General features: G+C 75.9%; 22 protein-coding genes. 18 read left to right on the top strand and 4 right to left on the bottom strand.

Annotated features, from left to right (window positions below):
* The first annotated feature begins 310 nt into the window (after positions 1-310).
* From infC to GCU56_RS10575, 4 genes are all read left to right on the top strand, one after another.
* Positions 311-910, top strand: coding sequence for a translation initiation factor IF-3 (infC, locus tag GCU56_RS10590; RefSeq protein WP_163481957.1), 600 nt, complete (start codon positions 311-313; stop codon positions 908-910).
* Positions 911-1,018: 108 nt separating this feature from the next.
* On the top strand, positions 1,019-1,213 hold the full coding sequence (gene rpmI / locus GCU56_RS10585) for a 50S ribosomal protein L35 (protein ID WP_163481701.1): 195 nt from the start codon (positions 1,019-1,021) through the stop codon (positions 1,211-1,213).
* Between the two features lie 34 nt (positions 1,214-1,247).
* Positions 1,248-1,634: a 50S ribosomal protein L20 gene (gene rplT, locus GCU56_RS10580; RefSeq protein ID WP_163481700.1), complete on the top strand. Its 387-nt coding sequence runs from the start codon at positions 1,248-1,250 to the stop codon at positions 1,632-1,634.
* 91 nt (positions 1,635-1,725) lie between these two features.
* Positions 1,726-2,520: a TrmH family RNA methyltransferase gene (locus tag GCU56_RS10575; RefSeq protein WP_163481699.1), complete on the top strand. Its 795-nt coding sequence runs from the start codon at positions 1,726-1,728 to the stop codon at positions 2,518-2,520.
* Between the two features lie 7 nt (positions 2,521-2,527).
* On the opposite strand, the gene GCU56_RS10570 is transcribed toward GCU56_RS10575, so the two are convergent.
* Together GCU56_RS10570 and GCU56_RS10565 are read right to left on the bottom strand one after the other, a co-directional pair.
* Positions 2,528-4,783, bottom strand: coding sequence for an EAL domain-containing protein (locus GCU56_RS10570; RefSeq protein WP_345771768.1), 2,256 nt, complete (start codon positions 4,781-4,783; stop codon positions 2,528-2,530).
* A 68-nt stretch (positions 4,784-4,851) separates the two neighbouring features.
* Entirely contained in the window at positions 4,852-5,694 is an 843-nt protein-coding gene (locus GCU56_RS10565; protein ID WP_163481697.1) for an EamA family transporter, read from the bottom strand.
* 112 nt (positions 5,695-5,806) lie between these two features.
* On the opposite strand from GCU56_RS10565, the gene pheS reads away from it, so the two are divergent.
* The 4 genes from pheS (at position 5,807) to GCU56_RS10545 (ending at position 11,834) form a co-directional block, all read left to right on the top strand.
* On the top strand, positions 5,807-6,889 hold the full coding sequence (gene pheS, locus GCU56_RS23930) for a phenylalanine--tRNA ligase subunit alpha (protein WP_163481696.1): 1,083 nt from the start codon (positions 5,807-5,809) through the stop codon (positions 6,887-6,889).
* Positions 6,886-9,348: a phenylalanine--tRNA ligase subunit beta gene (gene pheT, locus GCU56_RS10555; protein WP_163481695.1), complete on the top strand. Its 2,463-nt coding sequence runs from the start codon at positions 6,886-6,888 to the stop codon at positions 9,346-9,348. Before pheS ends, pheT begins: the two co-directional genes overlap by 4 nt.
* The gene (locus GCU56_RS10550) at positions 9,341-10,147 is read left to right on the top strand and encodes an SDR family NAD(P)-dependent oxidoreductase (RefSeq protein WP_163481694.1); all 807 of its coding nucleotides are present in this window, start codon (positions 9,341-9,343) and stop codon (positions 10,145-10,147) included. The genes pheT and GCU56_RS10550 overlap by 8 nt, the downstream gene beginning before the upstream one ends.
* A gap of 298 nt (positions 10,148-10,445) precedes the next feature.
* A complete protein-coding gene (locus tag GCU56_RS10545) occupies positions 10,446-11,834 on the top strand; it encodes an MFS transporter (RefSeq protein ID WP_163481693.1) in 1,389 nt (462 codons plus the stop codon).
* On the opposite strand, the gene GCU56_RS10540 is transcribed toward GCU56_RS10545, so the two are convergent.
* Positions 11,811-12,692: a diacylglycerol kinase family protein gene (locus tag GCU56_RS10540; protein ID WP_163481692.1), complete on the bottom strand. Its 882-nt coding sequence runs from the start codon at positions 12,690-12,692 to the stop codon at positions 11,811-11,813. The genes GCU56_RS10545 and GCU56_RS10540 overlap by 24 nt on opposite strands.
* Positions 12,689-13,651: an EamA family transporter gene (locus GCU56_RS23925; RefSeq protein WP_163481691.1), complete on the bottom strand. Its 963-nt coding sequence runs from the start codon at positions 13,649-13,651 to the stop codon at positions 12,689-12,691. Before GCU56_RS23925 ends, GCU56_RS10540 begins: the two co-directional genes overlap by 4 nt.
* A gap of 105 nt (positions 13,652-13,756) precedes the next feature.
* Between GCU56_RS23925 and GCU56_RS10530 the strand changes: the two genes are divergently transcribed.
* From GCU56_RS10530 to tyrS, 10 genes are all read left to right on the top strand, one after another.
* Positions 13,757-14,236, top strand: coding sequence for an Lrp/AsnC family transcriptional regulator (locus tag GCU56_RS10530; RefSeq protein WP_204331877.1), 480 nt, complete (start codon positions 13,757-13,759; stop codon positions 14,234-14,236).
* 33 nt (positions 14,237-14,269) lie between these two features.
* Positions 14,270-15,310, top strand: coding sequence for an N-acetyl-gamma-glutamyl-phosphate reductase (argC, locus tag GCU56_RS10525; protein ID WP_345771767.1), 1,041 nt, complete (start codon positions 14,270-14,272; stop codon positions 15,308-15,310).
* A gap of 103 nt (positions 15,311-15,413) precedes the next feature.
* Entirely contained in the window at positions 15,414-16,565 is a 1,152-nt protein-coding gene (argJ, locus tag GCU56_RS10520) for a bifunctional glutamate N-acetyltransferase/amino-acid acetyltransferase ArgJ (protein ID WP_163481688.1), read from the top strand.
* Positions 16,562-17,557: an acetylglutamate kinase gene (argB, locus tag GCU56_RS10515; RefSeq protein WP_345771766.1), complete on the top strand. Its 996-nt coding sequence runs from the start codon at positions 16,562-16,564 to the stop codon at positions 17,555-17,557. The genes argJ and argB overlap by 4 nt, the downstream gene beginning before the upstream one ends.
* Positions 17,554-18,738: an acetylornithine transaminase gene (locus tag GCU56_RS10510; RefSeq protein WP_163481687.1), complete on the top strand. Its 1,185-nt coding sequence runs from the start codon at positions 17,554-17,556 to the stop codon at positions 18,736-18,738. Before argB ends, GCU56_RS10510 begins: the two co-directional genes overlap by 4 nt.
* Positions 18,735-19,682, top strand: a complete 948-nt coding sequence (argF, locus tag GCU56_RS10505; RefSeq protein ID WP_163481686.1) for an ornithine carbamoyltransferase — start codon at positions 18,735-18,737, stop codon at positions 19,680-19,682. The genes GCU56_RS10510 and argF overlap by 4 nt, the downstream gene beginning before the upstream one ends.
* Positions 19,679-20,215, top strand: a complete 537-nt coding sequence (locus GCU56_RS10500; RefSeq protein WP_163481685.1) for an arginine repressor — start codon at positions 19,679-19,681, stop codon at positions 20,213-20,215. The genes argF and GCU56_RS10500 overlap by 4 nt, the downstream gene beginning before the upstream one ends.
* On the top strand, positions 20,212-21,651 hold the full coding sequence (argH, locus tag GCU56_RS10495) for an argininosuccinate lyase (RefSeq protein WP_163481684.1): 1,440 nt from the start codon (positions 20,212-20,214) through the stop codon (positions 21,649-21,651). Before GCU56_RS10500 ends, argH begins: the two co-directional genes overlap by 4 nt.
* Positions 21,615-22,295 (top strand): DNA-3-methyladenine glycosylase, encoded by a 681-nt coding sequence (locus tag GCU56_RS10490; protein WP_345771765.1) that lies wholly within the window; start codon positions 21,615-21,617, stop codon positions 22,293-22,295. The genes argH and GCU56_RS10490 overlap by 37 nt, the downstream gene beginning before the upstream one ends.
* Before the next feature lie 4 nt (positions 22,296-22,299).
* Positions 22,300-23,583 carry a tyrosine--tRNA ligase gene (tyrS, locus tag GCU56_RS10485; protein ID WP_163481683.1) on the top strand — a complete coding sequence of 428 codons (1,284 nt, stop codon included), beginning with the start codon at positions 22,300-22,302 and terminating at the stop codon, positions 23,581-23,583.
* Positions 23,584-23,863: the final 280 nt, after the last annotated feature.

The following is a 23,863-nucleotide window of genomic DNA, read 5'->3' as shown; positions in this document are numbered from 1 at the left end:
GACCAGCGCGCCCGCGGCGCTGTAGCATGGGTGCGCCTCCCCGCTACATCGAGGCGCGCGAACCACACAGCGGCCCTGCCCCGGGCCGTTGACCAAGAGGAGCCCGCTCCCACCTGACGCCGTCACAGGCGCCCAGGTCACCGGATCGCGGAGTCCGGCCCACCGGCCGGTCCCCGCGGCGTGCTCGAGCCCCCCGGGCTCGGGCCACCCCGGAGAGTGGGCCCCGTGAGCAGACGCTCACGGGGCCTCTCGTCTCTCCGGCGTCCGGCCGGGACAGCGACTCCTCCCATGCAGCAGCAGAGGAGAGGCCATCACCGAGCCCCGCATCAACGACCGTATCCGTGTCCCCGAGGTCCGCCTGGTCGGCCCGGAGGGCGAGCAGGTCGGCATCGTGTCGATCGGCGAAGCACTGCGCCTGGCCCAGGACTCCGAGCTCGACCTCGTCGAGGTCGCGCCGATGGCCCGGCCGCCGGTCGCCCGGCTCATGGACTACGGGAAGTTCAAGTACGAGTCCGCCCAGAAGGCCCGCGAGGCCCGGCGGAACCAGGCGCTCACCGTCATCAAGGAGATGCGGCTGCGCCTCAAGATCGACCCGCACGACTACGCGACCAAGAAGGGCCATGTCGAGCGCTTCCTCAAGGGCGGCGACAAGGTCAAGATCACCGTCATGTTCCGCGGCCGGGAGCAGTCCCGCCCGGAGATGGGCTACCGCCTGCTCCAGCGGCTGGCGGCCGACGTCGCCGAACTCGGCGTCGTCGAGTCCAACCCGAAGCAGGACGGCCGCAACATGGTCATGGTGATCGCCCCGCACCGGAACCAGGCAGCCACGGACGCCGCCCGCCGCACCGCCAAGGCGGAGAAGGCGACCGCGTCCGGCCCGGCGGCCGAGGAGCAGGCCCCGTCGGCCTGATCCGGTCGCACCGCAGGACCGCACCACCCGAGACGGCCGGCGCCGTCGCGGCAGCTCCGTGCTGCCGCGCGCGCCGACCACGACGAACGAGGACCGAGGACCGAGGACATGCCGAAGCAGAAGACCCACAAGGGCACCGCCAAGCGGGTGCGCGTGACGGGCTCCGGGAAGCTCGTGCGCGAGCACACGAACAACCAGCACAAGTTCGAGGTGAAGTCCTCCGGACGGAAGCGGCGGGTGAGCGGCATCGGTGTCCTCTCCCCGGCCGACGCCCCTCGGATGAAGAAGCTGCTGGGCCGCTGAGCCCTCTCCGCGACGACAAGACAGGAGTACTCACGTGGCACGCGTGAAGCGGGCGGTCAACGCCCAGAAGAAGCGCCGGACGACCCTCGAGGCCGCCAGCGGCTACCGGGGCCAGCGGTCGCGGCTCTACCGCAAGGCCAAGGAGCAGTTGCTCCACTCGGCCACCTACGCCTACCGCGACCGCAAGGTGCGCAAGGGTGACTTCCGCAAGCTGTGGATCACCCGCATCAACGCGGCGGCCCGGCAGAACGACATGACCTACAACCGGTTCATGCAGGGCCTCAAGCTCGCCGGCATCGAGCTCGACCGCCGCGTGCTGGCCGAGCTGGCCGTCAACGAGCCGGCCGCCTTCGCCGCGCTGGTGGAGACGGCGCGCGCCGCCGTCGCCGCCGCCCCGGCCGGCGGTCAGGCCGCCGCCTGAGCAGGCTCAGCACGTCCCCGGCGCCGCCGGTGCCGGTCCACCACGGACCGGCACCGGCGGCGCCGGTGTCCGTCCGGGCGGGAGGACGGCGGTGACCGAGCCGCTCACCGAGCGCTCCGCACGCATCGTCGCGGCCCGCAAGCTGACCAGGCGGACCGGCCGGGACGCCGCGGGCCTCTTCCTCGCCGAGGGACGACAGGCCGTCGGCGAGGCCCTCGCCGACCCGGCCGGGGTCCGCGAGGTGTTCGCCACGGAGGCGGCGGCGACCGCGCACGCCGACCTGCTCGCCGGCTCGCCGGTGCCGGTGCGCCCGGTCACCGACCGGGCCGCCGCCGCGCTGTCGGAGACGGTGACCCCGCAGGGGCTGGTCGCGGTGTGCGCGCTGCGCGATGTGCCGGCCGACTCCCTGCTCGGTGCCCCGCCGCAGCTGGCGGTCGCCCTCGCCGAGCTCGCCGACCCGGGCAACGCGGGCACCGTGCTGCGCACCGCCGACGCCTGCGGAGCCGGTGCGGTGGTGTTCGGGGCCGGCTCGGCCGACCCCTACGGCGGCAAGGCCGTGCGGGCCAGCGCCGGCAGCCTGTTCCACCTCGACGTGGTCCGGGGCGCGCCGCTGCCGGGCCTCCTGCCGCGGCTGCAGGCCGCCGGGGTCACGGTGCTGGCCGCCGACGGCGGCGGGGAGGCCGCCCTCGACGAGGTCGCCGGGACGGGAGGACTGGCCGGTCCCGTGCTGTGGCTGTTCGGCAACGAGGCCCGCGGGGTGCCGGCCGAGCTCGCCGCCCTCGCCGACGCGCGGGTGCGCATCCCCATGCGCGGCCGGGCCGAGAGCCTCAACCTGGCCGCCGCCGCCGCCATCTGCCTCTACGCGACGCAGCTCGCCCAGGGCTGAGCCCGCCTCACCGTCGCGCGGCGTCCCGCCGGTCGTCCGCGGCGTGCAGCAGAGCGGCGAAGTCGGCGCCGTCCCCGGGCCAGACGGCGGCACCGGTCCGGGCGTCCACCCGCACCTCCTCGCCGCGCACCGCGAGGGGCCGCCCGATCTCGGCCGCCAGCTCGCCGGCCACCCGCCGCGCCTCGGTGGCCGCGGTGTCCGGCGCCAGCCCGGTCAGCGCGACGACGAACTCGTCGCCCCCCAGGCGGGCCAGCAGGTCGCCCCGCCGCAGCCGGGCACGCAGCCGCCCGGCCACCTGTACCAGCACTTCGTCGCCGGCGGCGTGGCCCAGCCGGTCGTTGACCGCGCGGAGGCCGGCGAGGTCGACCACCAGCAGGGCGAGGGCGTCGTCCCGTGCGTGCGCCTCCCACAGCGCCGCCTCGACCCGCTCGGCCATCCGGACCCGGTCGGGCAGCCCGGTCAGCGGGTCGGCGTGGGTGAGCGTCTCGATCGTGGCCTGCCAGCCGCGGCTGCGGTCCCGCTCGCGCGCCAGCGCGCGCTCGGCCTCCACCCGGTCGGTCACGTCCACCTGGACGCCGATGTACTGGGCGACCGTGCCGTCGGGGCCGGGGACCGGCGCGAGGTGCAGCTCGTTCCACCACGGCACCCGGTCGGGGCCGCGGTGGTTGAGCATGGTCACCCGGCACTCCTCGCCGGCGGCGACGGCCCGGCGGACGGCGGCCACCGCGGCCGGGTCGGTGTCGGGCCCCTGCAGGAACCGGCAGTTGCGGCCGAGCAGCTCGGCGCGGGGCAGTCCCGCCAGCCGCTCGAAGGCCGGGTTGACGTAGACCAGCGGCTGGTCGGGCCGGAGCACGTCGACGATGCACACCCCGCCCGGCGTCGCGGCCAGCGCCCGGTGCAGCAGGGCCTCGGCGGCCGGCACACCGGCGGAGAGCGGCCCGGCCGCGGGGCCGGAGGCGCGCTCGGACGCCGGGGTGGGGGGCTGCGGCAGCGGTCCGGTCCGGGGCGCCACCCGGGCCAGCAGGGCCGACGTCGCCCGCACCACGGTGTCGCGGTCGTAGGTCAGCGCGTAGAGGAAGCGGCGCTCGTCGTCGGGGCCGTCGTCGCCCAGGTCGCGGGCCAGCAGCGCCGCGGCGAAGTGCGGGCCCAGGACCGCGACGTCCCACTCGCCGCGCACCGGGTCGCCCGGCGCCAGGTCGGCGCCGCGCAGGCCGGGGAGGGGCTCCGCCGGGAGGTCCTCGCCGAGCGCGCAGACGAAGCCGGTGCGCTCCACCAGGTCGCGGTAGCGGAGGGTGGTCGCCGGGGTGAAGTGGCGGGCCTCCTGGAACGTCGCGGCGACCACCGACGCCGGGCCGAGCCGCAGCGCCTCCCGCTCGAGCTGCTTGGACAGCTCGATCAGCAGCGCCTTGGGTGCCTGGCGCAGCGGGACGGTGGCCGGCAGGCAGGCGAACGGGGAGACGTCGGCGTCCCGGGTCAGGGTGTCCGCGCGGGCGCGGGCGCAGGGCAGCGTCAGCGACCCGTGCTCCGCGCCGGGCACCGCGCCCGGTCCCGGACGGCCGAACAGCCAGCCCTGGCCCAGCGTGGCGCCCAGGGCCCGCGCCATCTGCAGGTGGGCCGCGTCCTCGATGCCCTCGGCGAGCACGACGGCGCCGGTGCGCTCGGCGTGCGCGTTGACCGCGTTCATGATCTCGGCGATCGCCGGGCCCGGCCGCTCCTGCACCAGCCGCAGGTCCAGCTTGACCACGTCGGGGCGCAGCAACGGCATGAAGGCCAGTGACATCGTCTCGGCGCCGACGTCGTCCACCGCGACACCCCAGCCGACCGCGCGGACCCGCTCGACGGTGCGCAGCAGCTCCGCCGGCCGGGTGGCCAGCGCCCGCTCGGTGATCTCCAGGACCACCCGCAGCCCGCCCGGGGCGGCCTGGGCGATGGCGAGCAGGTCCTCCATCGGGGCGCGGTCGAGGACCTCGGGCTCGACGTTGACGAAGAGCGTCAGCGGCGCGCGCAGGCCCTGCCGCACCGCCCCGTGCAACGCCGCGGTGCGGCAGGCGGCGTCCAGCTCGGCCAGGCGGCCGGCGGCGCGGGCGGCGGCGAAGAGGGCGTCGGGGCGCTCCAGTGGCCCCTCCGGGCCGCGGGCCAGCGCCTCGTAGGCGACCACCCGGCCGGTGTCGAGCGCGACGATGGGTTGGAACACGCTGCGGACGGCGCCGGTGGCCAGCACCTCGTCGAGGTCGGTCAGCGGCACGGTCGGGGAGATGCCCACGCGCATGTCATCGGACGCCGTCCTCCCGGGTGTGAGCGGAACGGCCCGGCCTCGCTCCAAGGGGGGAGTCATCCGGGCAGGGTGATGAGGACGACCGCGGCGCCGGCCGCGACCAGCCCCGCGACCTGCGCGCCGACCAGCCGCTCGCGCAGCAGCAGCTGGGCCAGCACCACCGTGCTGACCGGGTACAGCGAGGCCAGGACGCCGGTGACGGCCAGCTGGCCGCCCTGCTGGGTGGCCAGGAGGAACAGGGCGTTGGCGCTCATGTCGCCGAGGCCGGAGAGGGCGACCAGCGGCAGCGCCGACCGGCCCACCCGCAGGGGCCGCCGGCCGGCCAGCGCGACGAGGACGACGAGGGCCACCGAGGCGACCCGGGCGGCGACCAGCGGGGTGAGCCCGCTGTCGTCGGTGGTGCGGTCGAGCAGCACGAAGAACAGTCCGAACGCGGCGCCGGCGACCAGGGCGGGGGTCAGGCTGGCCGGCCGCGCCGAGCGCAGCGCCGACAGGCCGCGTTCCGCCGAGACGAGGACGACGGCCGCCAGCGCGAGCACGATGCCGGCCGTGGCCCACGGTCCGACGTCCTCGCCGCCGAGCAGGCCGACCAGGACCGGCACCGCCGCTGCCGTGACGGCGGTGACCGGTGCGATCACGCTCATCACCCCGCGGGAGAGCGCGCGGAAGAAGACGACCAGGCCGGTGGCGCCGAGCAGGCCGGCGAGAGCTCCCCACGCGAGGTCGGCGGTGGACGCCGGCCCGCCGAGCCAGGGCAGCAGGACCAGGAGGGCGGCCAGGCCGGCGACCTGGGACACCGCGACGACGCCGAACACCGGGGCCCGGCGGCTGGCCAGCCCGCCGAGGAAGTCCGCCGCGCCGTAGACGACGGCCGACGTCAGCGCGAGGACCACCGCCACGCCGACCTCCGAGCCCGGCACGCCCGGCGCGCGCCCTCCCGGCGGTTGTAGCACCCGGGCGGTCGGGCACCCGGCAGCGGGCGCAGGCGGGCGACGGGCAGAATGGCCTCCCGTGTCTGGCGCCAACGACCCCTACGACCCCAAGCAGGTCGCCGCCCTCTCCGCCGAGGCCCTGGACGCCGCGGTGGCCCAGGCGCGGCAGGCGTTCGCCGGGGCGGGCGACCTCGACGCTCTGGCCGCCGTCCGCCCGGCCCACCTCGGCGACCGGGCCCCGGTGCTGCTCGCCCGCCGGGAGCTGGGCGCCCTGCCCCCGGCCGCGCGGTCGGACGCCGGCAAGCGGGTCAACGCCGCCCGGGTCGCCGTCACCGACGCCTACGCCGCGCGGCTGGCGGAACTGGAGGCCGAGCGCGACGCCCGGGTGCTGGCCGAGGAGCGGGTCGACGTCACGCTGCCCTGGGACCGCACCCCCCGCGGCGCCCGGCACCCGCTCACCACGCTGACCGACCGGATCGCCGACATCTTCGTGGGCATGGGCTACGAGGTCGCCGACGGCCCCGAGCTCGAGGCGGAGTGGCTCAACTTCGACGCGCTCAACATCGGCCGTGACCACCCGGCCCGCACGATGATGGACACCTTCTTCGTCGCGGGCGGGCCGGGGTGGGAGACGGACTCCGGGCTGGTGCTGCGCACGCACACCAGCCCGGTGCAGGCCCGCACCATGCTGTCGCGGACGCCGCCGATCTACGTCGTGGCGCCCGGCCGGGTGTACCGCACCGACGAGCTCGACGCGACGCACACCCCGGTCTTCCACCAGGTCGAGGGCCTGGCCGTGGACCGGGGGCTGACCATGGCGCACCTGCGCGGCACGCTGGACCACCTGGCCCGCTCGCTGTTCGGCGCCGACGCGGTCACCCGCTGGCGCCCGTCGTACTTCCCGTTCACCGAGCCGTCGGCGGAGTTCGACGTCTGGTTCCCCGAGCACCGCGACGGCCCGCGCTGGGTGGAGTGGGGCGGCTGCGGGATGGTCAACCCGCGGGTGCTCGTCGCCTGCGGCATCGACCCGGAGGAGTACTCCGGCTTCGCCTTCGGCGTGGGCATCGAGCGCGCCCTTCAGTTCCGCTCCGGCGTCGGCGACATGCGCGACATCGTCGAGGGCGACGTCCGTTTCACCTCTGCGTTCGGAGTCGACCAGTGAGGGTCCCGATCGGCTGGCTGGCCGAGCACGTCGACCTGCCCGCGGGCCTCACGGTCGAGGACCTCGACACCGCGTTCGTCCGGCTGGGGCTCGAGGTGGAGGAGATCCACCGCCCCGCCGTCGTCACGGGGCCGCTCGTCGTCGGCCGGGTCCTGGGGATCGAGGAGCTGACCGGCTTCAAGAAGCCGATCCGCTACTGCCAGGTGGACGTGGGCGAGGACGCACCGCGCGGCATCGTCTGCGGCGCCCGCAACTTCGCCGTCGACGACACCGTCGTGGTGGCCCTGCCGGGCGCGGTGCTGCCCGGCGGCTTCGAGATCGCCGCGCGGACGACGTACGACCACGTGTCCGACGGGATGATCTGCTCGGTCCGGGAGCTCGGCGTCGGCGAGGACCACGCCGGGATCCTGGTCCTCGGGGACGACGCCCCGCCGCCGGGCACGCCCGCCGGGCCCCTCGTCGGCCTGGACGACGTGGTGGTCGAGCTCGCCGTCACCCCCGACCGGGGCTACTGCCTGTCGATGCGCGGCATCGCCCGCGAGATGGGCACCGGTCTCGCCGTCGACTGGCGCGACCCGGGCGCGCTCACCCCGCCGGCGTGGTCGGGCGAGCCGGCCTGGACGGTCACCGTCGAGGACGCCGACCGCTGCGACCGCTTCTCGATGATCGCGCTGGAGGGCCTCGACCCGACCGCCCCCAGCCCGTGGTGGATGCGCCGCCGGCTGGGCCAGTCCGGCGTCCGCAGCATCTCGCTGGCCGTCGACGTCACCAACTACGTGATGCTGGAACTCGGCCAGCCGATGCACGCCTTCGACCGCGCCGCGGTCACCGGGCCGATCGTCGTCCGCCGGGCCCGGGCGGGGGAGCGGCTGACCACGCTGGACGGCGCGGACCGCGCGCTGGACGCCGACGACCTGCTGATCACCGACGGCACCGGCCCGATCGGCCTGGCCGCGGTCATGGGCGGCGCGTCCACCGAGATCGGCGACGGCACGACCGACGTCCTCCTGGAGGCCGCGCACTGGGAGCCCACCGGGGTGGCCCGGACCGCCCGCCGGCACCGGCTGCCCAGCGAGGCGGCCAAGCGCTTCGAGCGCGGCGTCGACCCGGAGATGACCATGGTCGCGCTGGCCCGCGCCGCCGCGCTGCTGGCCCGGTACGGCGGCGCGCGCGTGGTCGGCGTCCCCGTGGACGTCGACACCCGGGGCCCGCGACCGGTGATCGGCCTGGACGCCGGGCTGCCCGCCCGGGTGGCCGGCGTGCCCTACCCGCCGGCCCAGGTGACCGAGCTGCTGGCGGCCGTCGGCTGTGCGGTGGACGGCGACGGCACGACGCTGGCGGTGACCCCGCCGCCGTGGCGCCCGGATCTCACCGACCCCGCCGACCTGGTCGAGGAGGTCGTCCGGCTGGCCGGCTACGACGACGTCCCCTCGGTGCTGCCCACCGCGCCGCCGGGGAGCGGGCTGACCGACCGGCAGCGCCGCCGCCGGGCGGTGGGCCGCGCCCTCGCCGAGGCCGGCTACGTGGAGGCGCCGTCCTACCCGTTCGTCGGCCCCGCGGTGCTGGACGCCCTCGGCCTGGCCGCTGACGACCCGCGCCGCGACGTCGTGCTGGTCCGCAACCCGCTGTCGGAGGAGGAGCCGGCGCTGCGCACCACGCTGCTCCCCGGCCTGCTGGCGACGCTGGCCCGCAACCTCTCCCGCGGTCAGCGCGACGTCGCGCTCTTCGAGCACGGGGCGGTGTTCCCGGGCGGCGAGCGGTCGCCCGCGCCGCTGCCAGGCGTCGACCGGCGCCCGGACGACGAGACCCTGGCCGCGCTGCTCGGCGCGGTGCCGGTCCAGCCGTGGCACGTCGCCGCCGCGCTGTCCGGTGCCCGCGAGCCGCGCGGGTGGTGGGGGCCGGGCCGCCCGGCGGTGTGGGCCGATGCCGTGCAGGCCGCCCGGCTGGTCGCCGCGGCCGCCGGCGTGGAGCTGACCGTGCGGGCGGGGGAGCGGGCGCCCTGGCACCCGGGCCGCTGCGCCGAGCTGACCGTCGGGGACCGGGTCGTCGGGCACGCCGGCGAGCTGCACCCGCGGGTGTGCGCCGCGCTGGACCTGCCGGCCCGGACCTCGGTCATGGAGCTCGACGTCGACGCGCTGCCGGCCGCGACCGTGGCGGTCGGCCCGCGCATCTCGGCCTTCCCGCCGGTCCTGCTCGACCTGGCGCTGGTGGTCGGCGACGACGTGCCGGCCGCCGAGGTGGACGCCGCCCTGCGGGCGGGCGCCGGGGAGCTGCTGGAGTCCCTGCGGCTCTTCGACCTCTACACCGGCCCCCCGGTGCCGGCGGGGTCGAGGTCGCTGGCGTACGCGCTCACGCTGCGGGCGCCCGACCGGACGCTCACCAGCGAGGAGGCGACCGCGGTCCGCGACGCCGCCCTCGCCGCGGCCGCGGAGCGGACCGGAGCCGTGCTCCGTGCATGACCTCGGCGGCCAGGTCGCACTGGTGACCGGCGCCTCGGCCGGGATCGGCCGGCACCTGGCGCACGGCCTGGCCGCCCGCGGCGCCACCGTGGTCGGGATGGCCCGCACCGCCGACCGGCTGACCGCGGCGATGGGCGAGGTCGCGGCGGCCACCGGCGCCCGGACCCTGGCCCTGCCCGCCGACGTGACCGACCGGGCCGCGGTGGACGACGCCGTGGGCCGGGCCCTGGCCGAGGTCGGTGCGATCGACCTCTTGGTCAACAACGCCGGGTTGATGGACGCCGCCGAGATGCCGGTGTGGCAGGCGGACCCCGACGCGTGGTGGGCGGTCGTGGAGAGCCACGTCCGCGGACCCCAGCTGATGGTGGCGGCCGTCGTCCCGGGCATGGTCGAGCGGGGGACCGGCCGGGTGGTGGATCTCGCCAGCGGCCTGTCCACCCGCGGCGGGCCGATCTACACCGCGTACTCCGTCGGGAAGACCGGGCTGATGCGGCTGACCGAGGACCTCGCCGCCGGCCTGGCCGGCACCGGGGTGCACGCCTTCGACGTCGCGCCGGGCGTGGTGCGCACCGCGATGTCCAGCGGCATGTCGATCCACCGGGACCGCACCGACTGGACCGAACCCGAGCAGGTCGTGGAGATGGTCGCGGCCGTCGCCGCCGGGCAGCTGGACGCCTGGTCGGGCCGGTTCCTGCGGGTCGGCGTCGACGACCCGGCGGCGCTCGCCGCCCTGACCCCCGGGGACGACGCCCGGCAGCTGCGGCTGCGGCCGTACGGGGACGCCGACCCGGTGGCCTGACGTCCACCTCTCGTCGCGCAGCAACGCTCTCCGCCACCCGGCGGGTCTCCGTGCCCGCGTCGGTGCCGAACCGCCAGTGCAGCCCGTCCCGGACCCGCCCGGTGTGTCTCGAGCCCGGGCTCCGCCGACGACGGGGTGGTGACCACCGACGTGAGCTCCGTGGTGCGGTGGTGTGCCGGACGGCGGGGCGTCGCCGACGCGGTCGAGGCCGGGAGCGCGACGGTCGCGGCGCCGCCGTGGCTCGAGCGCGAGCGGGCGCGCTGGGGACCGTCAGAGGTCTCCGGCAAGGTGCCGAGCCGTGAGTCCGCCGCCCCGGAGCGCGCCCGCGAGCAGGCGGGTGGGCAGCGTCGTCGCGGCGCTGTGCCTGGTCCAGTTCGTCGACGTCCTCGGCGTCACCGTGGTGGTGACCGCGCTGCCGGAGATGCTGGCCGACGTCGGCGGCAGCGGAGCCGACGGCACCCTGGTCGCGACCGGGTACGCGATGTTCTTCGGCGGCCTGCTGATGTTCGGCGCCCGGCTCGGTGACCGGGTCGGCCACCGGCGCACGATCCTGGTCAGCCTCGCCGTCTTCGCCGTCGGCTCGCTGCTGGCGGCGGTGGCGACCTCGGTGGTCGCTCTGACCGCCGGCCGTTGCGTCCAGGGCGCCGCGGCCGCGGCGGCGGTCCCGTCCGCGCTCCGGCTGCTGACCACGGTCGCCGACGGCGAGCGGGTCCGGGCGCGCGCGGTGGCCGCGTGGAGCGCCGCGGGCGCGGCCGCCGGGGCGTCGGGCTTCGTCGTGGGCGGCCTGGTGTCCGCGGTGACCACCTGGCGGTCCGTCTTCTGGGGGCTGCTGCTCATGGCCGCCGCCCAGGCGGTGGCGGTCGTCGCCCTGGTCCCGCGCGACCCGCGGCCGACCGGGCGGACACCGCTCAACGCGGTGGGTTCGGTGCTGCTCACGGCGACCGTCATGCTCCTCGTCGTCGGGACGACGCTGCTGGGTGAGGACGGCCGCACTCTCCCCGGTGCGCTGCTCGTGGCCGCGGCGGTCGTCGTGGCCGCCGCGTTCGTGGCCGTGGACCGGCGCGCGTCGGCGCCCCTGCTGCCCGCGGCCCTGCTGCGGCGGCCGCAGGTGCTGCGCGGAACGTGCGGCTCCTTCGTCAACACCGCCACGACGAGCGGCGTGGCCACGCTGATCACGCTCTACCTCCAGTCCACGCTGGGCCGCTCGCCGCTGGAGGCGGCCGCCACGCTGCTGCCGCTGAGCGCGTCGGTCATCGCCGGCTCGGCCGTCGCCGCGCGGCTGATCGTGCGACGCCCCCGCGAACGGGTCACCGCGGCGGGCCTCGCGCTCATCGGCGCCGGCACCGCGGTGCCGCTGCTCGCGCCGGCCACCGCCGTCCTCGTCGGGGCCGGGATGGCGGTCGCCGGGATGGGGCTGGGCCTGGCCGCCGTCGCGACCACCTCGCTGGGTACGGACGTCGACGAGTCGCTGCGGGCCACCTCGTCCGGCGTCATCAACACCAGCGCGCAGCTCGGGACGGCGATCGGCACCGCGCTGGTGCTGCTGACCGCGGCGGCGACCACCGGCGTCCCGGGCCCGACCACCGGCATCCCGGTCGCCGGCTGGGCCGCGCCGGCGGTTCTCGCGTTCGCGGCTGCGGCGCTCTTCGCCCGGCTGGGCGGGTCAGAAGACGGTGGCCAGCGCTGAGGGCGCGATGTCGACGGTCACGAGCGTGTTCGCGTCCAGCTCCATCAGCTCGCCGTCCAGCTGGAGCGGCATGGGCGCGAGGGTCGTGAAGGCGTAGTGGGTGGTGCTGGGCTGGGGGCCGAGCCCGCGGGTCGCTGCCCTGATCGCGGTGGCCAGCACCCGCAGCTTGCCGGTCCGCCGCTGGGTGATGACCTCGAACCGTCCGTCGTCCGGGCGACCGTCGTCGCTGAGCGTCGCGTACTTGGCCATCTCGCTGATGTTGGCGAACACCAGGCTGTCGATGCTGCGCCGGCGCCCGTCCTCGAGCCGGATGGGGAACGGCCGGAAGCGGGAGAAGACCCGCACCACCGACAGGATCTCCTTCCACGAGCCCTTGCCGCCCTTCTCCAGGTCGACGGCGACGACCGGAGTCAGCCCGACGCCGATGTAGGAGTGCGCATAGCGGGTCCGCGCGGTCGCTCCGCTCCCGACGGTCAGCCGGAGCAGGTCGATCCGGCGGACCTCGCCGGCCACGATCGCGTCGGCGAGGGGTAGCTCCCTCGTCACCCGGCGGTGGTCGTTGGCGTTCCCGGCGGCCCGCACCGCGCAGACGGCCTGGTCGTTGCCGCCCTGCATGACGCCGTCGACCACCTCGTTGTAGCCGCCGTCCCCGCTGACCGAGACCAGCAGCGGTCGACCGGTGACGGATGCCTCCCGCGCCAGCTCGCGGGCGTGTCCGGCGCGCTGGGTGGGGCGCATCTCCAGCGGCACAGCCGGCAGTCGCCGCGCCAGGTCGTCGCGGAGCTCCTCAGCCGACTCGGTGGCGTTCCCGGTGCTCTGCGGGTTGAAGATGATGACGATCCGGTCGAAGGAACTCACGGGGGTCCACTGCCCATGCGGTCGTCCGGTAACCGGGCTGGGGCGCGATCCGCATGCCGGTCGGTGACGTCGTCGGCGGCCGCGGGCTCGTCGCGGTCGGGGGCCGGCCGGTGCAGGGCGACCGCTCCGACGACGAGGACGACGCCCAGCGCCTCGAGCAGCGTGGGCACCTGGGCGAGGACGACGACCCCGACCACGGTCGCGGTGGCCGGGAGCAGCGACACCAGCAGCGCGTACGTCGCCCGCGGCAGGCGGGCCATCGCCAGCTGGTCGCAGACGTAGGGCACGACGGAGGAGGCGATCCCGACGCCGAGCCCGGCCAGCAGCGCGACCGGGTCGAGGAGCGCGGCCCCACCCCCGGCGACCCCCAGCGGCAGGGTCAGGACCGCGGCCACGAGCATGGCCAGCGCCAGCCCGTCGAGGCCCGGCACCCGGTCGTCGCGCGCGACGCGGGAGCCGAGCACGACGTAGCCGGCGAAGAGCACCGCGTTGACCGCCGCGAACGCGAAGCCGGCGGGCTCGCCGACCAGCCGGACGTCGGTGAGCAGGTACACCCCGCCGACGGCGGCGCCGAGCGCACCGAGGTTGCGCGGAGTGCGCGCGCCGGCCGCCGCGAGCACCACCACCGGCAGGAACTCGACGGCGGCGACGGTGCCCAGCGGCAGCCGGTCGACGGCCAGGTAGAAGCAGGTGTTCATCGTCGCGAGGACCGCTCCCCAGCCGACGAGCAGCCACCGCGCGGACCGGTCCAGCCGCCGCCAGCACCGCCACGGCCGGCGCCAGGCGACGAGGACCAGGGCCGCCGTCGCGATGCGCAGCCAGGCGACCCCGAGCACGTCCACCCGGGCGAACAGCAGCACGGCACAGGCCGGGCCGAGGTAGTGGAAGACCGCGCTGACCACGAACCAGGCGTGCGGAGGCACCCGGTCCACCCCTGTCCGCCCGATGTCGCGCTGCACGGCGTCCAGCGTCGGAGGCCGGACGGGGCAGCACCATGCGCGAACGAAGGACACGATGGCCCGATGGCATCGCGTCGCGCGCCCCGGGTGCGTTCGGACCTCCCGTTGGAGAAGTGGCCTCTCGACGAGGTCGACCGGGCGCTGCTCGCGGCGCTGGAGCGCGACCCCCGGTCCAGCACGGCGGAGCTGGCCCGCCAGGTGGGCATGTCGGCGCCCGCCGTCCGCGAGCGGGTCGGCCGGCTCGAGGAGGCGGGCGTCATCCGGGGCTACCGGCTGGACGTGGACCCCGCCGCCCTCGGGCTGCCGGTCACGGCCTGGGTCCGCGTGCGGCCGGGCCCGGGCCAGCTCCCGCGGATCGCCGAGCTGGCGGCGCGCGTCCCGCAGGTGGCCGAGTGCCACCGGGTCTCGGGGGAGGACTGCTTCCTGATGCGGGTGCACGTCGCGTCGATCGCCGCCCTGGAGGACGTCCTCGACCAGTTCCTGCTGCACGGCCAGACGACGACGTCGCTCGTCGTCGCCACGCCCGTCCCGGGTCGGCTGCCCGCACCCGGACCGACCACTCAGCCAGCCAGGCCCCCACGGTGAGGGTTCATGCATGACCGTGTATGGTCATGCAGTGTGAGCACAGGGCAGACGTGGACGGTCGGGGTCACCGGCGCCACCGGCTACGCGGGAGGTGAGGTGTGCCGGCTGCTGGCCGGGCACCCGCAGCTCCGCCTGGCCGGGGTGCACGCCAACTCGAGCGCCGGCCGACGCCTGGGTGAGCTGCAGCCGCACCTGCTGCCCTTCGCGGAGCTGCCCGTCCAGCCCAGCGGCGCCGACGACCTCGCCGGCTACGACGTCGTCGTCCTGGCGCTGCCCCACGGGGAGTCCGCCGCGATCGCGGCGCAGCTGCCCGACGAGACCCTGGTCGTCGACTGCGGTGCCGACCACCGGCTGGACGACCCGGCCGCCTGGGCGCGCTGGTACGGGGGGGAGCACGCGGGCTCCTGGCCCTACGGGCTGCCGGAGCTGCCGGGTCAGCGGGAGAAGCTCGCCGGGGCGCGGCGGATCGCCGTTCCCGGCTGCTACCCGACCTCGGTGACGCTGGCGATGGCCCCGGCGCTGGCGGCCGGCCTGGTCGAGCCGGACGTGGTCGTCGTCGCGGCGTCCGGGACCTCCGGCGCGGGGAAGGCGGCCAAGCCGCACCTGCTCGGCAGCGAGGTCATGGGCTCGGTCAGCGCCTACGGCGTCGGCGGGGTGCACCGGCACACGCCGGAGATGATCCAGAACCTGTCGCAGGCCGCCGGGGCGCCGGTGGGCGTGAGCTTCACGCCGACCCTGGTGCCGATGAGCCGGGGCATCCTCGCCACCTGCTCGGCGCCGCTGCGGCCGGGGGTGACCGAGGGGTCCGCCCGCGCGGCCTACGGGAAGGCCTACGCCGACGAGCCGTTCGTCCACCTGCTGCCCGAGGGCCAGTGGCCGACGACGGCCCAGGTGCTCGGCGCCAACACCGTCGCGCTGCAGGTCGCGGTCGACCCCGATGCCGGCCGGCTGGTCGTCATCGCCGCCGTCGACAACCTCACCAAGGGCACCGGGGGAGCGGCGATCCAGTGCGCCAACCTCGCCCTGGGCCTCCCCGAGACCACCGGTCTCCCTCTCGTCGGAGTAGCGCCATGACCGTTGTCGCACCAGAGGACGCCGCCGTGAGCGAGCTCGCGAGCTCACCGATCGAGACAGCAGCTCCGCGAACGCGGCCGACGAGCGCCAGCGAGGAGGACTCGTGAGCACGACCGCACCGAAGGGCTTCTCCGCCGCAGGCGTCGCCGCCGGCCTGAAGTCCTCCGGCGACCCCGATGTCGCCGTCGTCCTCAACCACGGTCCCGACGACGCCGCCGCGGCCGTCTTCACCACCAACCGCTTCCCGGCCGCGCCGGTGCTCTGGAGCCGCCAGGTGCTGGCCGGTGAACGGGCGCGCGCCGTCGTCCTCAACTCCGGCGGCGCGAACGCCTGCACCGGACCGGAGGGCTTCGGCGACACCCACGCGACCGCCGAGCACGCCGCCGCCGAGCTGGGGTTGGGCGCGATCGACGTCGCCGTGGCCAGCACCGGGCTGATCGGCGTCCGGCTGCCGATGGAGAAGCTCACCGCCGGGGTCACCGCGGCGGTCGAGGCGCTGTCCGAGGACGGCGGCCCCGACGCGGCCCGCGCGATCATGACCACCGACAGCGTCCCGAAGACGACCGTGCAACAGCGGGACGGCTGGACGATCGGCGGGATGGCCAAGGGCGCGGGCATGCTCGCCCCGTCGCTGGCCACGATGCTCGTCGTCCTCACCACCGATGCGGTGGTCCCGCCGGAGGTGCTGCAGCCCGCGCTGACGACGGCGACCGGCCTGTCCTTCGAGCGGGTCGACTCCGACGGGTGCCTGTCGACCAACGACACGGTCCTCGTGATGTCGAGCGGCGCCAGCCGCGTCACCCCGAGCGCCGAGGAGTTCACCGAGGCGCTGACCGCCGCGTGCACCGACCTCGCGATGCAGCTGCTCGCCGATGCCGAGGGCTCGACCAAGGACATCGCGATCACCGTCCGCAACGCCGCCAGCGTCACGGACGCCCTCACCGCCGGCCGCGCCTGCGCCCGCAACAACCTGCTGAAGACGGCGCTGTTCGGCAACGACCCCAACTGGGGCCGGGTGCTGGCCGCCATCGGCACCACCGACGCCGCGTTCGAGGCAGACCAGGTGGACGTGACGATCAACGGGGTCACCGTCTGCCGGGGCGGCGCCATCGGGGACCCGCGCGAGGGCGTCGACCTCACCGGCCGGGCCATCACCATCGACGTCGACCTCCGGGCCGGCACGGAGCAGGCCACGATCTGGACCAACGACCTGTCCCTCGCCTACGTGCACGAGAACTCGGCGTACTCCACGTGAGCGGCCACCAGGACCCCACCCCGCCCGACGTCGCCGTCGACGAGACCCCGCCGGTGCGCCGCCGGGTCGGCACCAGCCGGGTCATGCGGACCGAGGACCCGGAGAGCGACGCCCGCAAGGTCGCCGTCCTCACCGGCGCGCTGCCGTGGCTCAAGGAGTTCCACGGCAACGTGGTGGTGATCAAGTACGGCGGGCACGCCATGGTCGACGAGGAGTGCCGCCGTGCCTTCGCCGAGGACATGGTGTTCCTGCGGACCTGCGGCATCCTGCCCGTGGTCGTGCACGGTGGCGGCCCGCAGATCACCGAGATGCTCGGCCGGCTCGGCATCGACAGCGAGTTCCGCGGCGGCCTGCGGGTCACCACCCCGGAGACGATCGACGTCGTCCGCATGGTGCTCACCGGGCAGGTCGGCCCGGACATCGTCGGCCTGATCAACCAGCACGGCCCGATGGCGGTGCACCTCTCCGGTGAGGACGGCGGTCTGTTCACCGCGGCCCGCACGCAGGCGGTCGTCGACGGCGAGCCGGTGGACATCGGCCTCGTCGGTGACGTCGCCGCCGTCGACGTCACCCCGGTCACCGCGCTGCTGGAGGCCGGGCACATCCCCGTCGTCGCCAGCGTCGCGCCCGACGCCGACGGCGTGGTGCACAACGTCAACGCCGACACCGCGGCTGCCGCCCTGGCCGTCGCCCTGGGCGCGGTGAAACTCGTCGTGCTGACCGACGTCGAGGGGCTCTACGCCCACTGGCCCGACCGCGACTCGCTGGTGCAGCAGATCGACGCCGCCGAGCTCGCCGAGATCCTCCCGGGGCTGGACGCCGGGATGATCCCCAAGATGGCCGCCTGCCTGCGGGCGGTCGAGGGCGGGGTGAAGCGCGCGACCGTCGTCGACGGCCGGACGCCGCACGCCCTGCTGCTGGAGATGTTCACGACCGAGGGGACCGGGACGATGGTCGTCCCGGCAGGGAGCAGGGAGGAGCCGGCACCATGACGAGCACCGAGGAGCTGGCCACCCGCTGGTCGGCCGTGATGATGGGCAACTACCGGACGCCGCCGGTCGCGCTGGCCCGCGGCGCCGGCGCGACGGTGTGGGACGTCGACGGCCGCGAGTACACCGACCTGCTAGGCGGCATCGCGACGACCATCCTGGGCCACGCCCACCCCAAGGTGGTCGAGGCGATCACCCGGCAGGCGCAGACGCTGGGGCACGTCTCCAACCTGGCCATGCACGAGCCCGGTGTGCTGCTGGCCGAGCGGCTGCTCGAGATCGCCGGCCGGCCCGGGCGGGTGTTCTTCTGCAACTCCGGCGCCGAGGCCAACGAGGCCGCCTTCAAGCTCAGCCGGCTCACCGGGCGGCCCGAGGTGGTCACCGCCGTCGGCTCCTTCCACGGCCGCACGATGGGCGCGCTGGCGCTCACCGGCCAGCCGGGCAAGGCCGACGCGTTCGCCCCGCTGCCCGGCGGGGTCCGGTTCGTCCCCTACGGCGACGTGGACGCCCTCGCCGGCACCGTCTCGGGACAGACCGCGATGGTGCTGCTGGAGCCGATGCTCGGGGAGGGCGGCGTGCTGCCGGCCCCGGCCGGCTACCTCGCCGCCGCCGCCCGGACCGCCGCCGACGCCGGCGCGCTGTTCGCCGTCGACGAGGTGCAGACCGGCACCGGCCGCACCGGGCACTGGTTCGCCCATCAGGCGGACGGGCTGCAGCCCGACGTCATCACGCTGGCCAAGGCGCTCGGCGGGGGGCTGCCGATCGGCGCCACCCTGGCCTTCGGGGACGCCGCGGAGCTGATGACCGCCGGCTCGCACGGGTCCACGTTCGGCGGCAACCCGATCGCCGCCGCCGCGGCCCTCGCCGTGCTCGACACGATCCGCGACGAGGGCCTGCTGGAGCGGGCCAAGGAGCTCGAGCACCGGTTCACCGCGGGCATCGAGGGCCTCGGCCACCCGGCGGTCGGCGGCGTGCGGGGGAGGGGGGCGCTGCTGGGCGTCGTCCTCACCGCGCCGGTCGCCGCGGCGCTGGAGGCGGCGCTGCGGGACGCCGGCTTCCTGACCAACGCCGTCGCCCCCGACGTGCTGCGGCTGGCGCCGTCCCTGGTGCTCTCCGACGCGCAGGTCGACGCGTTCGTGGCGGCCCTGCCCGCCGCTCTCCGGGCTGCGACGGCCGAGCCGTGACCCGGCACCTCCTGCGGGACGACGACCTGGCCCCCGCCGAGCAGGCCGAGGTCCTCGCGCTGGCCGCCGAGCTCAAGCGCACCCGGCACACCGAGGCCGCGCCCACGCCGCTGCGAGCCGCCAACGGCGTGCCGCGGGCGGTGGCGGTGCTGTTCGACAAGCCCTCCACCCGCACCCGGGTCAGCTTCTCGGTCGGCGTCGCGGAGCTCGGCGGGTACCCGCTGGTCGTCGACGCGGGCACCAGCCAGCTGGGTCGCGGGGAGCCGGTCGAGGACACCGCCCGCGTGCTGGAGCGGCAGGTCGCCGCGATCGTCTGGCGAACCTTCGGCCAGGAGCGCCTCGAGGCGATGGCCGCGGCGAGCCGGGTGCCGGTGGTCAACGCGCTCACCGACGAGTTCCACCCCTGCCAGATCCTGGCCGACCTGCAGACGGTGGCCGAGCACAAGGGGGCCCTGGCCGGGCTGACGCTGACCTACCTGGGCGACGGCGCCAACAACATGGCGCACTCCTACCTGCTGGGCGGTGCGACCGCCGGCATGCACGTGCGGATCGGGTCGCCCGAGGCCTTCCAGCCCTCGAAGGCGGTGCTGGAGCGGGCGGCGGAGATCGCCGCCGCCACGGGCGGGTCGGTGGCGTGGACGGCCGACGCCGCGGCCGCCGCGGAGGGCGCCGACGTCCTGGCCACCGACACGTGGGTCTCCATGGGCCAGGAGGACGAGTACGACGCGCGGGTGGCACCGTTCCGGCCCTACGCGGTGGACGACGCCGCGCTGGGCCGCGCCGCTGCGGACGCCGTCGTCCTGCACTGCCTGCCCGCCTACCGCGGCACGGAGATCACCGCCTCGGTCATCGACGGGCCGCAGAGCGTGGTCTGGGACGAGGCGGAGAACCGGCTGCACGCCCAGAAGGCGCTGCTGGTCTGGCTGCTGGAGCGACGAGGGTGACCACGGCGCTCACCCGGTCCGCCCGCCAGGCGCGGATCCGTGAGCTGATCGAGGCCGGCCCGGTGACGTCGCAGACCCACCTGGCCGCCCTGCTGGCCCAGTCGGGGATCGACGTCACCCAGGCCACCCTGTCCCGGGACCTGGAGGAGCTCGGCGCGGTCAAGATGCGCGGCTCGGACGGCGCCCCGGCGTCCTACGTGCTGCCGCCGGAGAACGCCCCGCTGCGCCCGGCGCAGGCCGCGCCCGCGCGGCTGACCCGGCTGCTGGCCGACCTGCTGACCTCGGCCGCGGGCAGCGCCAACCTCGCCGTGCTGCGCACCCCGCCCGGTGCCGCGCAGTTCCTGGCCTCGGCGCTGGACAAGGTCGGCCTCCCCGACGTCCTGGGCACGATCGCGGGGGACGACACTCTGCTCGTCGTCTCCCGCGACCCGGACGGCGGTCCGGCACTGGCCGACCGCCTGCGCGCCCTCGCGCAGCGCATCCCCGCCGTCTACCCCGAGCTGAAGTCCGACCTGGAGGAGAACGCACCGTGACCGCGGGTACGCCCAGCACGACCCGGCTGTGGGGTGGCCGCTTCGGCGGCGGCCCGTCCCCCGCGATGGCCGCGTTGTCGAAGTCCACCCACTTCGACTGGGTGCTGGCGCCGTTCGACCTCGCCGGCTCCCGGGCGCACGCCCGGGTGCTGCACCGCGCCGGGCTGCTCGCCGACGACGAGCTCGAGCAGATGCTCGGCGCGCTCACCGAGCTGTCCGCCGAGGTCGCCGCCGGTTCCTTCGGGCCGGTCGAGGCCGACGAGGACGTGCACGAGGCGCTCGAGCGCGGGCTCAGCGCGAAGCTCGGCGCGCTCGGCGGCAAGCTGCGGGCCGGGCGCAGCCGCAACGACCAGATCGCCACCGACCTGCGGCTGTACCTGCGCCACTCCGTCCGGACCCTCGTCGGCGAACTCGCGTCCCTCGAGTACGCGCTGGTCGGGCTGGCCGAGCGGTACGCCGACGTCGCCGCGCCCGGCATGACGCACCTGCAGCACGCCCAGCCGATCCTCATCGCCCACCAGCTGCTGGCCCACGCGCACGCGCTGTCGCGGGACGTCGACCGGCTGCGGGACTGGGACCGCCGGACGGCGGTCAGCCCCTACGGCTCCGGAGCACTGGCGGGGTCGTCCCTGCCGCTGGACCCGGACGCCGTCGCCGGCGAGCTGGGCTTCGACCGCGCGTCGGACAACTCGATCGACGGCGTCAGCGACCGGGACTTCGCCGCGGAGTTCTGCTTCGCCGCGGCGCTGATCGGCGTCCACCTGTCCCGGCTGGGAGAGGAGGTCGTGCTCTGGACGTCGACGGAGTTCGGCTGGGCCCGGCTCGACGACGCCTGGGCCACCGGGTCGTCGATCATGCCGCAGAAGAAGAACCCCGACATCGCCGAGCTGGCCCGCGGCAAGTCCGGCCGCTTCGTCGGCAACCTGACCGGCCTGCTCACCATGCTCAAGGGCCTGCCGCTGGCCTACGACCGTGACCTGCAGGAGGACAAGGAGCCGGTCTTCGACTCCATGGAGCAGCTGCTGCTCCTGCTGCCCGCGGTGACCGGGATGATCGCCACGCTGACGCTGCGGCCCGACGTGCTCGAGGCCGCCGCCCCGCAGGGCTTCGCGCTGGCCACGGACGTCGCGGAGTGGCTGGTCCGCCAGGGGGTCCCGTTCCGGTCCGCCCACGAGATCTCCGGGGAGATGGTCGCCTTCTGCGAGGGCGCCGGCCTGGAGCTCGACGAGCTCGACGACGACCAGCTGGCCGGCATCGACGAGCGGCTGACGCCGCAGGTCCGCTCGGTGCTCTCCGTCCGCGGGGCGCTGGAGGCGCGCAAGGCCCGCGGGGGGACGGCGCCGGAGCGGGTCGCCGGCCAGCTGACCTCGCTGGCCGAGCAGGCCCGGCAGCACACCGAGTGGGCGTCGTCCTCACCCGTGGCGGCGGCGCTCTGACGTCGTCCGGCCGTCCGGGGCCGCTGCTCGCACCCGCGGAGCTGCTGGGTCCACCCGACGTCGTGGCGCCCACCCTGCTGGGCTGCTGGGTGGTCACCGACCGCCCCGAGGGGCAGGTGGCGCTGCGGCTGACCGAGGTGGAGGCCTACGCCGGCGACGGCACGGACCCCGCCGCCCACTCGCACCGGGGACCGACGCCCCGGGCGGAGATCATGTTCGGCCCGCCCGGGCGGCTCTACGTGTACTTCAGCTACGGGGTGCACTGGTGCGCCAACGTCGTCGTCGGCCCGGAGGGGCAGGGCTCGGCGGTGCTGCTGCGCGCCGGGGACGTCGTGGTGGGGGAGGAGCTGGCCCGTGCCCGCCGTCCGGCCGCCCGGACGGCGCGGGACCTGGCCGGTGGGCCGGCCCGGCTGACCCAGGCCCTGGCCATCGGGCCCGGCGACCGCGGCACCGACCTGCTCGACCCCGGCAGCACCGTCCGGCTGCACCGCGGCCCGGTGCCGCCGTCGGTCTCGGCCGGGCCGCGCGTGGGGATCAGCCAGGCCACCGAACTGCCGTGGCGGTTCTGGACGACCGGCGCCCCGTCGGTCAGCGTCTTCCGCCCGGGCGCGCGGAGCCGGCGCCGGACCGCCGGGCAGGATTGAGCCCGTGACCGACGTGATCTCCGAGCTGCACCGCCGCGGGCTGATCGCCCAGAGCACCGACGAGGACGCCCTGCGCGCCCATCTGGCCGCCGCGCCCGTCGCCTTCTACGCCGGGTTCGACCCGACCGCGCCCAGCCTGCACGTCGGCCACCTGCTGCAGTTCATGGTGCTGCGGGCGCTCCAGCGCGCCGGTCACCGTCCCGTCGTCCTGGTGGGCGGCGCGACCGGCCTGATCGGCGACCCCCGGCCCACCGCGGAGCGCCAGCTCAACGACCGGAGGACCGTCGCCGGGTGGGTGGACAGCATCCGCAGCCAGGTGGCGCCGTTCCTGGAGGTGCCGGCGGCGGAGGAGGGCCTCGCGGCACCGGTCTACGTGGACAACCTCGAGTGGACCGCGCCGCTGTCGGCCATCGACTTCCTGCGCGACATCGGCAAGCACTTCCGGGTCGGCCGGATGCTGGCCAAGGAGGCGGTCGCCGCGCGACTGAACTCCGAGGCCGGCATCAGCTACACCGAGTTCAGCTATCAGATCCTGCAGGCCAACGACTACCGCGAGCTGTTCCGGCGGCACGGCGTGACGCTCCAGACGGGCGGCTCGGATCAGTGGGGGAACCTCACTGCCGGCATCGACCTGGTCCGCCGCACCGAGGGCGCGACGGTGCACGCGCTCTCCACCCCCCTGGTGACGAAGTCCGACGGGACGAAGTTCGGCAAGAGCGAGGGCGGTGCCGTCTGGCTGGACCCCACGCTCACGTCCCCGTACGCGTTCTTCCAGTTCTGGCTCAACGCGGAGGACGCCGACGCGCGCGCCTGGCTCCCGCTGTACTCCGAGCGGCCCGCCGAGGACGTGGCGGCCCTGGTCGCCGAGTCGCTGGAACGCCCGGCCGCCCGGGCTGTGCAGCGCGCGCTGGCCGAGGAGCTCACGCTCCTGGTGCACGGGCCTGACGAGCTCCGCCAGGCCGAGGCGGCCGGCCGGGCGCTGTTCGGCCGGGAGGACCTCACCGCGCTGGGCCCCGAGACGCTCGGTGCGGCCCTGACGGAGGCCGGCAGCGTGACCGTGGACGGCGAGGTGCCCACCGTCGCCGCGCTCCTCCAGCTCACCGGGCTGGCGAGCAGCCTGTCCGACGCCCGGCGCACGGTGAAGGAGGGCGGCGCCTACCTCAACAACGAGCGGGTGACCGACCCCGAGGCCGCGCCGGCCGAGGACGCCTGGCTGCCGGGCGGCTGGCTGGTGCTCCGTCGCGGCAAGCGGGCCGTGGCCGGCGTCCGGCGCGGACCGGCCGTGTGAACAGCCGGTGACGGGGACGTCGCCGGCGGGTGTCGGGCGTCACCCGGGACCGGTTTGACACGGCCCCCGGGCCCACGTAACTTTCTCTCTGCGCCGCGCGAGACCGCCTGAGGGTGGCCGCCGGGGGCCCTGGAGGGTCTGCCGGAGCGCGGTGTACAGTCGAGAATCGCCTCGGACGACGGCCCACCAGGGTCTGGTTCCGGGCGCGTCCGCTCCTTGAGAACTCAACAGCGTGCCGAAAGTCAGTGCCAAGTAACAATTCCTCGTGGCATTGCACTCG

Origin of the sequence: Geodermatophilus sabuli (assembly GCF_010686765.1) — a bacterium.
Taxonomy (GTDB): Bacteria; Actinomycetota; Actinomycetes; order Mycobacteriales; family Geodermatophilaceae; genus Geodermatophilus; species Geodermatophilus sabuli_A.
The sequence above is the reverse complement of the archived record's forward strand: the minus strand, read 5'-3'. Positions and strand labels throughout refer to the sequence as shown.